The sequence below is a fragment of the Maribacter sp. X9 genome, from assembly GCF_048537565.1.
Lineage (GTDB): Bacteria > Bacteroidota > Bacteroidia > Flavobacteriales > Flavobacteriaceae > Maribacter.
On the sequence record NZ_CP183215.1, the window covers coordinates 87271 to 100480 of the forward strand.

The 13210-nt window shown below is 34.5% G+C and carries 10 protein-coding genes; 9 read left to right on the forward strand and 1 reads right to left on the reverse strand.

Annotated features, from left to right (window positions below):
- The first annotated feature begins 519 nt into the window (after positions 1-519).
- From ACNR9Q_RS00355 to ACNR9Q_RS00365, 3 genes are read left to right on the forward strand one after another with little or no spacing between them, the layout of a single operon-like run.
- Positions 520-1830, forward strand: coding sequence for a tyrosine-type recombinase/integrase (locus ACNR9Q_RS00355; protein ID WP_419212595.1), 1311 nt, complete (start codon positions 520-522; stop codon positions 1828-1830).
- Positions 1823-2560: a hypothetical protein gene (locus ACNR9Q_RS00360; RefSeq protein ID WP_419212596.1), complete on the forward strand. Its 738-nt coding sequence runs from the start codon at positions 1823-1825 to the stop codon at positions 2558-2560. The genes ACNR9Q_RS00355 and ACNR9Q_RS00360 overlap by 8 nt, the downstream gene beginning before the upstream one ends.
- Before the next feature lie 21 nt (positions 2561-2581).
- Complete coding sequence (locus ACNR9Q_RS00365; RefSeq protein ID WP_419212597.1) at positions 2582-3004, forward strand: hypothetical protein; 423 nt, start codon at positions 2582-2584, stop codon at positions 3002-3004.
- Here ACNR9Q_RS00365 and ACNR9Q_RS00370 read toward each other — a convergent pair.
- Positions 2999-3397, reverse strand: a complete 399-nt coding sequence (locus ACNR9Q_RS00370; protein WP_419212598.1) for a hypothetical protein — start codon at positions 3395-3397, stop codon at positions 2999-3001. The two genes, ACNR9Q_RS00365 and ACNR9Q_RS00370, sit on opposite strands and share 6 nt — an antisense overlap.
- 97 nt (positions 3398-3494) lie before the next feature.
- Between ACNR9Q_RS00370 and xerA the strand changes: the two genes are divergently transcribed.
- From xerA to ACNR9Q_RS00400, 6 genes are all read left to right on the forward strand, one after another.
- A complete protein-coding gene (gene xerA / locus ACNR9Q_RS00375; protein ID WP_419212599.1) occupies positions 3495-4634 on the forward strand; it encodes a site-specific tyrosine recombinase/integron integrase in 1140 nt (379 codons plus the stop codon).
- 689 nt (positions 4635-5323) lie between these two features.
- Positions 5324-6280, forward strand: a complete 957-nt coding sequence (locus ACNR9Q_RS00380; RefSeq protein ID WP_419212600.1) for a serine hydrolase domain-containing protein — start codon at positions 5324-5326, stop codon at positions 6278-6280.
- A gap of 54 nt (positions 6281-6334) precedes the next feature.
- The gene (locus tag ACNR9Q_RS00385; RefSeq protein WP_419212601.1) at positions 6335-6760 is read left to right on the forward strand and encodes an energy transducer TonB; all 426 of its coding nucleotides are present in this window, start codon (positions 6335-6337) and stop codon (positions 6758-6760) included.
- A gap of 1300 nt (positions 6761-8060) precedes the next feature.
- A complete protein-coding gene (locus tag ACNR9Q_RS00390; protein ID WP_419212602.1) occupies positions 8061-9077 on the forward strand; it encodes a hypothetical protein in 1017 nt (338 codons plus the stop codon).
- A 4-nt stretch (positions 9078-9081) separates the two neighbouring features.
- The gene (locus ACNR9Q_RS00395) at positions 9082-9531 is read left to right on the forward strand and encodes a hypothetical protein (RefSeq protein ID WP_419212603.1); all 450 of its coding nucleotides are present in this window, start codon (positions 9082-9084) and stop codon (positions 9529-9531) included.
- Positions 9532-9538: 7 nt separating this feature from the next.
- A complete protein-coding gene (locus tag ACNR9Q_RS00400; RefSeq protein ID WP_419212604.1) occupies positions 9539-12748 on the forward strand; it encodes a tetratricopeptide repeat protein in 3210 nt (1069 codons plus the stop codon).
- Positions 12749-13210 lie beyond the last annotated feature (462 nt).

Genomic DNA, 13210 nt, shown 5'->3' on the forward strand with positions numbered 1-13210 from the left:
GAATGATTTAAAAAAATATAATTTTTAAATACACATGTTATTTATATAGACCAAGTGTATCTCAGAAATCTATAATACTGGGGAAGAGGTTTCTAAATTAGAAAAAAATAATTTATTACAAATTTTTTTGAAATAATTTATTACATCTATGGCCTTTTTTGATTTATCGAAATCACCTATTTAAACCTACTCTTACAAATAAACATTTCTGTAGATAAATTTGAATTATTTAATGTTTAGATGAAACTAGAATATGATATCTATCTCGATTATTACCATAACTTTAATCAGTTCAAACTAGACCAGAATTAAACTATTTTGCTAATTTTGAAAGAAATCAATAATAATTAGCGTACACGGAAACGTACACGTTTTCATTACTGCAAGTCAATAAAAACGGGAAAATAGGAGTTTTTCAGTGAGCTCATAACCCGAAGGTCGCTGGTTCGAGTCCAGTCCCCGCTACTAAGTTTAACGTATTCAAGAACAACGGTTTAGTTTTCGCTAAACCGTTTTTTTATGCTTAGTTTTAACGAGTTACTTACCTTTGAATACGAAAATGAATACGAAAGTGCATACGATTTGTCCGTAAAACGAAACTTTTCCATCCCCAAAATATATTCCGCTAATGGTGACCTATCAAAGCGGTGGTATATCTATTTTTCTTTTCGTGACCCCAAAAACGGCAAATTAGAGCGACAGACCCCGTTCTATGGAAATGCGAACAAATACAGGACAAAGGAGGACAGAATGTCAGTACTGGTCACCTACAGGAAAGTTTTGTTAAGATTACTTGGGCAAGGTTACAGCCCTTATTCCGATAATATCGAGCTGCATAAAAGTCTAAATGCTAAAAATACTGTAGGCATCATCTACGATTTGCCCGATAATAACACTACCCCTCCATCGGAGAAACCAAAAATGACCGTAAAAGAGGGATTTGATTTTGCGATCAAGCTCAAGGAAAAATTGGTCAGCATCAACACAAAAAGGGATTATGAAAGTAAAATAAAGAATTTTTTAAAATGGCTTTCGATCAACCATCCGGAAATAAAGTTCATCAGCGAACTCAACAAAAAGCTCGTTGTTGAGTTCTTGAACGATGTTCTGAATAGAAATAGTGCACGTACCAGGAATAATTACAAAACCGACCTGAGCAGTATTTTCCAGGTATTGGTAGACAATGAAATCATCGAACAAAACTTTATAAAGAAAATCCCTAAGCTAAAGTCCATTCCGGAACGTAACAAGACATATTCCCAGGATACACAAGAAGAAATATTCTGTTATTTAGAAGAGAACGATCCCATATTACTTCTTTATATAAAATTCATCTCCTATAATTTCTTACGCCCAATCGAGGTTTGCAGAATAAAAGTCAAGGATATCGATACCAAGAATAAAACGATACGTTTTAAGGCCAAAAATAGTCCACTTAAGACAAAGATAATTCCTGAACTACTATGGACCGATTTACCAGACCTTAACAAATTGGATAAAGACGCCATATTGTTTACGCCGGACAAAATCGGTGGTACTTGGAATACCATGGTCGGCAATAGAAGAGATTATTTCAGCAAACGTTTTAAAAGAATCGTTAAGGATCATTTTAAATTGGGAATTGAATATGGCCTCTATAGTTTTAGGCACACCTACATTACGAAGGTCTATAGGGCTTTAATGAGGGACTCCTCACCTTTTGAGGCAAAGAGCAAATTGATGCTCATTACGGGGCATTCTTCCATGACTGCATTGGAGAAGTATTTACGGGATATAGATGCCGAATTGCCCGAGGATTACTCGACCATGTTAAAGAACGTATATGAATAACACATCCTTGGAAATAATGTACAACGAAATGATCTCAAATCTTTGGGAAGAACTTTTGTTTTTCATTCCCGACAATGAGGTTGTAAACGAATTTTTAGAGAATCATAAAGAAATGAAATTCGAAAAATTTCGCAACAAGGTACTGATCATCGATTATCACAGAGGGCCTATTATTTATAAAAAAGGTAGGGAAAATAAACGCGCAATCCTAAAAGCGAGTACATTACAGAAAAATATCCGCCAATTATTGAGCAAAAAAGTAAGCGCCCATGAACTGGAGTTCAACTATGTACTAGAGCTATACTATGAGCAAGCCGAGTGTTTATATTTTATTACCGATTGGCTGCTCGATAACATACAACAAGTCCTTCCTCAAGAGGATACGGTTAAAGGATTGTTTAAAATGCAGCACATTTTTTTCAAGGTACACTATGAAGCTGTTTTAAAACAATTTTATCCGGACATGCAATCCTTACCAAAAGGTAATTTTAATATTGGGAAATCGATAGAATCCTCTTTCCCCAATATATCCAAACTCTATGACGCTAGGAACAGACAATTAGTAACCACTGAAACTTCAAGCCTGAAGAAGAGTTTTTCCGACCCTTTGAACAATAAAATGAAATCTATAAAAGCCAAAAAACAGCCTATACTTTCTGATTCGGAAGCGGAAATTATTTTATTGCAGCGTATTTTCAATATGAATCATAAAAATTTATGCGTAAATTAAACGTTTAATTTACGCATAATCATGAAAAAAACTGAAATTTGTCTGTATTGTGGTGGCGATTATCTACCAAAAAGAAGAGGGGCCCAAAAATTCTGTAGTAACTCGTGCCGAAGCCTTAATTGGAAAAACAAACAACCAAAGGAAGAAGTAAAACCGACAGCTGTAATACCAAAAAATGTTAAACCTTTGGCACAGAACAAACCCGATCAACGAGATAGAATTTCAGTAGCGGGTGTTGGAAATGCGGCAATTGGCGCAGGTCTATTTGAGTTTGGCAAAGAAATTTTAACCCCTCAACAAAACAAAGCGGCGACTAAAAAAGATATCCAGGATTTAAAAGTATTTTTCAGATCTCGATATTTGTTGGTCCACAATCTAAGAAAAGATCCGAACGGCAGAACACCTTACTATGACGTACGAACTGGAAATCTTGTCTATCTATAACGTGCTTTTAAATTTGCCACCCATATATTCCTGCCAAGTGACAAGCACATATTTTTCCTTCCCGTTCTCGGTCTTTTTAAGGAATCCGTATTCATAGACGAACAGGTACACCTCCCCTTTTTGGTTCTTCCAATAGTGGGTGAAAAAGTTCGGGTCGAATCCCATTTCCAACAACACATTGCTCCTGATCGTTACCTTGCCCCCTTTGTTATGTCCCTTTAAGATCTTCCGGTTCAGTCTCAGCTGGTTGTCCACTTTATTGTAGAAACGTTCCGGCCGTTCCTTTTCCTTTTGGTACTGGTAGGCACTCTTGCAGTGCAGGTTGCAGTATTTCTTGTCCGTCCTACCGGTAAGTTGCCTTTTACAGTACAGACATTCATGTTGTAATCTCATTTCCATTAACTTAAGTGAATCCCTATGCGAACATTATTCGCTTAAGATACGACTAAATCATTTTATTGATCGAAATTGCACATAAACCGTACCCGTCATGCAAAAACCCGTTATAGTCTTTCTAAAGGCCAACCATAAGGGCCAAGAGGTTCTTCTGGTAAATTTTAAATATAACCTTGAGCTCAAGGAATATTTAAAAAAGTTCGAGGGTATTCGCTGGAGCACCGAGCTACGGAGTTTTTATCTTCCATTCGATAAAGAAGTCACCAATGGACTGTTCAAATATCTTAGGGCCAAGAATTATTTTATCGATTATTCCTCACTTAGGACCAACAAGAAAAGTATGGGAATGGAACGATCCGTAAACAAAGTGACCATAGGAACCGAGATCTCGCTAGATACATTGAGCGAAATAAATGAATTCAAAAGATGGATGGGTCAAAAACGCTACAGCAAGAACACTATGAATACCTATGAGAGTATGTTGCTCCTCTTTTTTCGCTTTCAACACCCAAAAGCAGTGAATACCATTACCGAAAAGGATATCATAAGATTCAATACCGATTATATTATGGCCAACAGCTTCTCGTACACCTATCAGAACCAGGCCATTAATGCCATTAAACTTTTTTACCGCAATCAAACCAGTTCACAGCTCATCCCTGACGACCTGGAACGTCCCAAAAAATCAAGGAAGCTACCCGATGTCCTGGCCTTGGAGGAAGTGAAATCGATACTAGGGCTTACGGCCAACCTTAAGCATAGGACATTGCTAAGTTTACTGTATGCATGCGGACTGAGAATCGGTGAGGCCTTAAAACTTAAGATAGGGGATATAGACAAGGAACGTAGGTTCATGCACGTTAGGTCCGCCAAAGGGGCAAAGGATAGATATGTGCCGGTACCGGAAAGGATGATCGCCCTTTTGAACAAATATATCGAATCCTATGCCCCCGGACATTTTTTATTCGAAGGGCAAAATGGTGGTATGTATTCAGCAGTAAGCGCAAGGCAGGTTCTTAAACGCTCATTGCACAAGGCCGGAATAAGAAAATCGGTCACCCTGCATACCCTAAGGCATAGCCACGCGACCCATTTACTGGAAAATGGAACCGACCTCAGGTTCATTCAGGAACTACTTGGACACAATAGCCCGAAGACCACCATGATATACACCCATGTGAGCACCACCAGTCTGGACAAGATAAAGAACCCTTTCGATGATTTCGACATCTAAAATATTGAACGACACTTTTCATCCATTTTATTCCTATATTAGTGGTATATAGATGTATTATACATCTATATAAACAAGTTAGCAAACATATTGCATTAAAAGTCCAATCGGTACGCAATTAGCCTGAATATTTCAAAATAATAAGAGTTTGGTCCGGGCAGATCCGCATTTTTAAAATGGTTTCTTTGGGATAGTTCCCTTCTCAAACTCCAAGTGTTATATTGAAAAAATAGTTTGCCAAAGTTCCCGTTCGGACGGACTTCAATCGGACTTAACTCTTGCGCGGACGGACTTGCGAATTTTTTGCCAAAGTTCGGGCGGAAATGAAAACCAAAATCTTTGACTTTAAAGTACGGCGGACTTTAAAAAGAAACCATTTTAAAAGGGTTTAAGGAATATAACAATGGTTTGCGGCCAATACCAACGCCTGGGCCGCAACACGTTCGCTAACAATATGTATAATCTATACTGGCCGATTTTCCAGCGGAAAATCTACGTATTTTCAGTATGTTTATCGTACGGCTGGAAATCCTACGGATTTCAAAGCCGTACAGATCATACATGAACCGTTGTGCGTCATTTAGAAAAACCGAGAACACATAATGAAATTTAGTCTAATAGTCATAGCTTTTTTCCTTCTAGTTTCCTGTCAAAACAACAGACAGGAAAAACAAGATTACGATTCAGACTTGTCATTAAAAATTGACTCGATAATTAGCGGACAAAAATTCAATGGAGTGATTTTGGTTGCCACTGACTCAACAGTCATCTATTCAAAAGCAATTGGTTTTTCTGATTTGGAAAACAAAACTAAACTTTACGTAAACGACCAATTTGTAATAGGTTCTATAAGCAAACAGATTACGGCAGTATTGGTTTTGAGAGAATATGAAAAGGCAAATCTTAAACTAGACGATTCAATTGGGAAATACCTTACCCAAATAAATCAACCTTGGACAAAAGATGTAACCATTCATCACCTACTGACTCACACACACGGAATTGTTGATTTGAACGAACCTTTAGAATTTGAACAAGGTTCGCAATTCCATTATTCTCAATTGGGATTTGAACTACTCGCTCAAATCCTTGAAAAGGTTACAGAGAAATCTTTTGAACAATTATCGACCGAACTTTTTGAAAATTATGGACTTAAAAATACATTCCATCCTAGCAACAAAAAATACGAACATCTAGTAAAAGGCTATGAAGAAAACAAAAATGGAATTTTGGTTTTTGCTACTAATAGTTTAGACAATTATGTTCCAGCCGGTAGTTTCATATCAAATGCAGCCGACCTTAAAAAATGGAACGAAAATTTATATTCAGGAAAGTTAGTTACGAAAGAAAATCTGAAATTAATGACAACCAAATACGCAACTCGAATCCACCCGATTTTTGAAACAGTTGAATATGGTTATGGACTGCTTTTTACTGACGGAGAACAAAATATTCAAATTGGTGCATTGGGTTATGCACCTGGATTTGTATCTGCCTGCTATTATTATCCACGGGAAAATATCAATCTTGTTATTTTGGAAAATACTGCAGATAATTTAGATAACTTTAAACGGACATTTGAGGTACATACCGAAATTATGGGATTGATAAAAAAACGAACGCACAACAAAACCTATAAGCAATAGCGCCCTGCGGGACGCTACTGCTCATAGCCAAACCGTTGTAGCTAATTTAAAAAAATGAAAAACACATTTATTATTATACTTCTGACTATTACAAACTTCATTTTTGGACAAAATAATGTATCTGAAAAAGTTTCGGAATCTTTTAATGTTGACAATAGAGAAATACTTGATAGCATTGCAAAACAACTTAACTATAAAGGTGGGGACAAAATAAAAGTACTGACTATTTTCACTATTAATGAGGAAGGAAATGTTGTTGACATAAAAGCTCGTTCTGTTCATCCTTTATTTGAAAAAGAAGCTATTAGAGTTTTGAGCGAGCTTCCTAAAATGCCTCCAGCAAAAAATAATGGAAAAGCAATTAGCCAAAAATACTCAATGCCAATAGTTTTCGAAATAGAAACTGAAAGCGCTAAAAAACAAAGAATTAAAAAGGAAAAACGAAAAAGAGAAAAAGAATTAAAAAAAGAAAAAAACTAGCTACAACACAGTATATAAAAAATTGCTGGTTTGTGCTTAATCAATGTGAGTTGCTCGTTTACTAGCTTCTGATTTTCCTTCGGAAAATCCTCGCACGCAAACTCGCAACTTTTCATACACAAGACCGTTGCGTTTAATTTGGTCAACTTATCGTTTTTGTGCAATGAATTGCGCCAAATGAAGAAGTTCAGGGGTCCAGACATAGGGCTGAAGGGCCATTTTTGGGGTACAAGTCTTTTCTTTGCGATTGCATCGTTGAGAGCCCGCTCTCAGAACGTTGGGAACGTTAAAAGACTTGAAGAAGTTAGTTAAAAAAAACCGGAAAGTCAAATGAATGCTCCCGTCCATATCGATTTTGGCCCGTGGGGACCATGGTTGGCACAAAGCCTGAAAAATACGTCCCATAGCTCCGGCTATAGGTCATTCTTTTAAGGTTCATTGAAATGCTAGAGCGCATTTTGCGATATATGGGAAAAGCAGACCAAACTCCGTTTTTACTTTAAAAGGTAAGTGGAATTAGAAACTAAACACAACAGCACCTAAGAACAATACCCGTACCTCTTCTTTTTTTAACGCTATTAGTTTAAAATGAAATTAATCTTAATTTAGACGAGCAGGTAAAACAGGTACTGTTCTTAGCTGCGAGACGTTAGCATTAATAGTATAAAAACATGTTTAATAAAATTAGAAGGGAGCATAGAAAATTTTATTATCAAAATAAATATGGCAAATGGATTTGGAGAACAGTATTGCTTCTTATTCTGCTAATTTGTCTTTTCGACTTTTTTGGTATTACAAATAAAATATACAAAGCCAAAATTTTCAATCTAACTGAAAAAAATCCAAATTAAAAATTAGTGCTTAATATTACTCCTTCTTGAAATATTGAATTAGACTATATTTTTCGGTCGAAATAAAATGAACTTTACTCTTTTGGACTTTAATCCAAAGAAAAAATTGAAAACGAAAACGTGGGTGATTATTCAAACGTATAGCTACTAATGCTAACAACACCTATAATTAATTGCGGTCGGATTTTCCCTTCGGAAAATCCACGCTTATTTAGTATGTTTAGTCTGCGGGCCGAAATCCTGTCGGATTTCAAACCGCAACTAATCATAGCCAGAACGTTATGCCTCACCTAAAAAGAGAGTAGACAACAGTAATAAAAGAGATAAAATGATGGACAAAAACCCAACACTTCAGCAAAATAAAAAGAGCTGCAACCAACCGCACAAGGCAGCGCTTACAGCACATTTTTTTTGCCCCACCGCATGACAACTCATAATACAATCAAGAAATGAACGAAATTGATTTTTCAAATATTGGCTTTGACTATGGTGTAAAACCCTTTTTCATGCTTGTTGGAGATATTGAATTCTCTGACTTATTTAAAAAGGCAGACTGTAGAGGAATGCTATACATATTCGAGAAGGGAGAAAAAGAAGAAATGATTCCAGTGCAAATGGCATTTTTATTTCAGAATGAAGAACCTGCCGAAAAATTTCTTGACATTCTTTTAGGTTGGATAGAAAAGTCAAACAATGATGGAGAAGCAGTTACGATAGATTTTATTGAAAACAATAAAGGAGGCTACACTTTATCAATCTCTCCTGAAATAAATAGGTTCGTTGAACGGATGATACCCAAAAATCTAAAAAATAAAGTAAGCCCAATAATAATGGTTCAAACCCACTATAAAGAAATTGATACTTTAGGTAAGAACTATTTAAATTTTAAGGCAAATTATAAAAGAGCCGAAAAAATTTCAATCGGATATGTAATTGGAACAACCACAAAAATTATTAAGCAAAGCAAAAAGTATTTTACAAAGAAAGAATTCAACTTTTATAAAGAAAATGAAATCCCTGCCAACTCTATGGCATTAGGTTATAAAGCAACCAAAGAGATTTCAGATTTTGACCCTAAAAATCTTCCGAAACCACCAAAAGAATCGGTTAAAGAAATAACACTCCGAAGAACTTCAGAAATGAAATCATTCCTGCCTTTGACTTACAACAAGCTCAATAATCTTTGGTTGGGAGAAATTCAACAGAAATTGAGTTTGAAATATGATTCAGAAATTATAAAACAAGCGATTTGTAACCTAACAGTATTTGAAAGGTTGAAACAAATCAAAGAACTATCTCCTGACTTTACAAAAGAAGGTTATCCCAACAGAATTTTGGATTACTTGCTTTCAACTTATGAATCATTTGATAGCTACTATCCAACTGATGATTTTTATTCAGAACAAAAAATTATTAAGCAAATACAAAACGACAAAAAAGAATTAGAAACTTACTTAAGTAAATAAAAATATGGAAACAGAAATGGTTACAATATTCTCATCAATTTGCTCATTTTTATTGGCAAACAAGGCCGCTATTGCTTCAAAAGTGATTGCAAGCGCAACCTATGACGGATTAAAAAAAGTACTTGACTTTTCATCTCTAAAGAGTAGGATTAGCAAGTTCTTCAAAAAAGACGAAGATGCGGAAAAATATTTGGAAACGATTTGTAATACTGAATCTAAGAACACAACAAAGCCATACAGAGACATCGAAGATAGTTTTGAAGAAATAACAGGTGAGACATTTGACAATGAACTTTATGAGGAAATAAAAAATTGGGTTGAAGAAAACCAAGGTCAAATATCGAATGTTTCAAAAATGGAATTCAAAAATGAAGGTGGAATTAACATAGGAATACAGAATGCTGGTAAAAACATCTTCAATATTCAGGGTGACTATAAGCCAAAAAAAGACTGAGAATTAAATGGATATTGAATCACAAAATGCCGAAACGATTTATAATGTTGCGGGAAATATGCACTTGCATAATTCTCCAGAAGTCGCTGCGCTATTAAGTGAGGACAAGCAAAAAAAGCTTAAAGAGCTTAACTCAATTTCCTTTTTTGAAATTCTTTCCAAAGAATATTCTGAAAGGAATCTAATAGAAAGAGAAGTCGAAATAGAAAAAATAAAAGAACGATTAGATGAAACCAATCAATTAATTCTTTACGGTGAACCTGGACTAGGCAAAACAACTACATTATTTCAACTTTCAAAAAAATTAGAAAACCTTGTTTACATTTCAGTAAAAAGCAAATCTCCAATTTCCATTGTTTCATATTTAATCAATAAAATACGCTTGTCTAATGGAGATGACTTGTTAGAGATTAAAGACATAGATAGTGCATTTGAATGGTTGCAATCAAGTTTGCAAAAATCAAAGCAGTGTTTCATTATTGATGATTGTGAACAAGACAAGGAGACAATCAGTAAAATAATTTCACTTCAAAAATTTGATTCTACTTTTCTTTTTGCGACAAGAAACAAACCTCTTTTTGAATCAACGGGTGTAGCGTTTTATCCTTGCTCTCCATTTTCCGAAGATGAAGTAAATCAATTTTTAAAATCACACGACCTTTCTTTAAGTAAGTTAGAGTTCAACAATATTTTAAAAGCTTCAAATGGTAATCCACTTTACTTATTTTACTTTTCACAATTTCAAATTTCACCACTTCCAGAGAATTTAGTAGAATATCAAAGCTCGATATGGAGCGGACTAAATTCAACCCAACAAGAAATACTTGCTCTAATTTCAATTCCTTATTTCAATATTACAACCACAGAACTTGCGGAGGTATTGAAGTATGAATCCGTTTTAAAATTTTCAGAGGAAATAGATGAATTATCTGCCCTAGTCAAAAACTACGAAGGCATCTTAGAGTTATTCCACCCTTCTTTTAAGGAATTTGTTCTTGAAAAACTTAACAGTAAAGGGGTGCTAAATTCTTACCTGGAGAAACTAGGAGATTACTATTTAGCAAAAGAAGAAATAATCCAAGCAACTTATTTACTCATTGATATTGCACCAAATAAAATTGATAAATATTTATTTGATGTATTTCCAAGCCTTGTCAGTTGGGGAGAGTTAAATTTTGCAGTAAAAGTATTAAATACTAAACTTCAAACTACTGACAAAAATCTTGATAAAGGATATTTGTATTATCATTTGTGTCATGTTCATCATTTATTGGGTAACAAAGATGAATCTACAGTATCAATTGACAAATCCTTAGAATACCTAAAGGCGACCAAACATAAAAAGTTTTATGCAGCTGCTTTAATGTTCAAAGCAATGAACCTTATTGAAAAGGGAAATATAGGTGAAGCAACAAAAATTGCAGACAAGGTATTCTCAAATATCAAAGAAGATGACAAGGAGTTGAAAGCTCCACTATTAGTCAATCTATCCAAAATCTATGTTGATTTATCTGAATTTGAAAAAGGAGCTAAAGCGTGTAAAGAAGCTTTTGAAATTTTTGAAGAGAAAGATGTAACAGATGGCATGATATCTAGCTTGGTGAATTTAGTTACCTGTTTATCCCAAATTGATGGATATAAGGATGAAGCAGAGAAATATGGCTTGCAACTTTTAGAAATAACTAAGAAATCTTCTGAGTTTTCCATTGAAATCATTGTCTTAAATGCTTTAGCAAGTATTTACAGAGAAAAAAAAGAATTCCCAAAGGCAAAGGAATTTAACAGTCGAGCAATTGAACTATGTCAGAAGTTTGAAATGAAAGATAAGGTTGTTCTTAATTTGATAAACTTTGGGAATATTTTAAGAGATGAAGGAGATATTGAGGAAGCAAAAAAAGTCTATGAGGAGGCACTGATTAAGGCTAAAGAATACAAACTAAAAAGAGATGAAGGCAGAATCTATTGGATATTATCAAGCATTTACAGAAAGGAAGGAAAATCAGACCTAAGTATTGAGTTTGCCGACAAGTCAATTAATAACAGTAAGGAAATAAATTTTTACTACGGAGTGGCAAATGCTTTGAGAGAGAAATCAGATACATATTTGCTAATGAATGAACCACTTAGAGCAGCAGAAGCATTAGTGGAAAGTGGAGAATTTTTTGGAAAGATGGATCAGTTCTATGAATCCTACCAATACAACATTTCAAAGGCGATAGGAATTTATACAAAAGAAGGAGAAAAAGTTAAAGCAAATGAACTAATAAATAACCTACTTGATAACACAGCAAAGAAAATTGATGTAGGAGAAGTAGTGGATTTGATTTTGGATAATTCAAGTGAGGAAACAATTACCTCAAACTTTGAAAAATTGTTCAAGAACTATTTCACGAATGAGAATAACAATTTGAATATTCTTAAACAGTTCCTGTCTTTCGTTAATTATTGTGATGGACTGGGCAAAATTGAAGGCAAAAAATTATTCAAGAAGATAATTGACTTAATAATTAAAAATATAGGCAAGGCAAAATTTTCTTTTAGCATTTTGGGTATTGCAATTGAGCAATCAGGCAGCCTACTCAGCCAAGATGACTTAAATGATATTTCTGATTTACTCCAAGAAAAGTTACCTATGTTCTCAACAAGAGAAATAGATGATGATAAAATCTTTATCACATCTATTGCTGGTAAAATCAATTTAGAAATTCATGCCTTCACTGATGAAACGACTTGCAATAAACTTGCTATTGCTTTAATTCTAATTCTACATGAGCAACCGGAACTTGTAATTGAAGACAACCCATTTAGCGAAAAGACTTGTGTTATATGGCTTCATTCTTATTCAGAAGAAATGAAAAATGCAATTGGCAAACATCTTTCAGACAAAGGAACTCTTTTCCAAGAAAGCTTACAGACATTACACATGAGCAAGGACGGGTATGACATCCATGAAATGATTATTGTAAATCCTAATTATGAAGTCAACAGTAATCTTAACAATCATCCCGACAACAAAGCATCATTATATTTCTTTGTATCAACAATCATGGGAATAAAAAGTCATTTCTATCATTCAAAAGTTCAAGAAGATAATTCTCAAAGAAGGTTTATCCTAAATTCAGTGGCAAGATTTTTTGATTATACTAACACAGACCTTAATAACAAGCCAACTAAATCTAAAATTGAAATTAATATTGACAAAATCAAGGCACAATAGCCAACGCATTTGATAGCACATTTGCATTTTTTGCAGGCACACAAATCAACGTTAAAAAATGCAAAAGAGCTACCAAGCCAACTCCTAAGATCGCAACGAAGCGACTAGAAATATGGAAAATAAAATAAGGCGAAGGCATAACAATGGCTAAAAAACATAGGGGATTTAGTGGTAATTCAGAAGTTTTGATTTTCTAGCAAGTCCGCCAATCCAAAATTTTGATATTGAAAAAAGAAAAGTAAATTATAAAAATATTTGGCTTGGCTAAGTAGTGAATCGAAAGGGCAGCGTTTCAAACTCCCCTACGTTTCTTAGCCGGGTCGTTAATAGTATAAAAACATGTTTAATAAAATTAGAAGGGAGCATAGAAAATTTTATCATCAAAATAAATATGGCAAATGGATTTGGAGAACAGTATTGCTTCTTATTCTGCTAATTTGTCTTTTCGACTTTTTTGGTATT

Excerpts from the sequence above, each read along its gene's own strand:
- ACNR9Q_RS00395 (WP_419212603.1), top strand. The coding sequence starts at position 9,082 with ATGGAAACAGAAATGGTTACAATATTCTCATCAATTTGCTCATTTTTA.
- ACNR9Q_RS00390 (WP_419212602.1), top strand. The coding sequence starts at position 8,061 with ATGAACGAAATTGATTTTTCAAATATTGGCTTTGACTATGGTGTAAAA.
- ACNR9Q_RS00365 (WP_419212597.1), top strand. The coding sequence starts at position 2,582 with ATGAAAAAAACTGAAATTTGTCTGTATTGTGGTGGCGATTATCTACCA.
- ACNR9Q_RS00400 (WP_419212604.1), top strand. The coding sequence starts at position 9,539 with ATGGATATTGAATCACAAAATGCCGAAACGATTTATAATGTTGCGGGA.
- ACNR9Q_RS00360 (WP_419212596.1), top strand. The coding sequence starts at position 1,823 with ATGAATAACACATCCTTGGAAATAATGTACAACGAAATGATCTCAAAT.
- ACNR9Q_RS00370 (WP_419212598.1), bottom strand. The coding sequence starts at position 3,397 with ATGAGATTACAACATGAATGTCTGTACTGTAAAAGGCAACTTACCGGT.
- ACNR9Q_RS00355 (WP_419212595.1), top strand. The coding sequence starts at position 520 with ATGCTTAGTTTTAACGAGTTACTTACCTTTGAATACGAAAATGAATAC.
- xerA (WP_419212599.1), top strand. The coding sequence starts at position 3,495 with ATGCAAAAACCCGTTATAGTCTTTCTAAAGGCCAACCATAAGGGCCAA.
- ACNR9Q_RS00385 (WP_419212601.1), top strand. The coding sequence starts at position 6,335 with ATGAAAAACACATTTATTATTATACTTCTGACTATTACAAACTTCATT.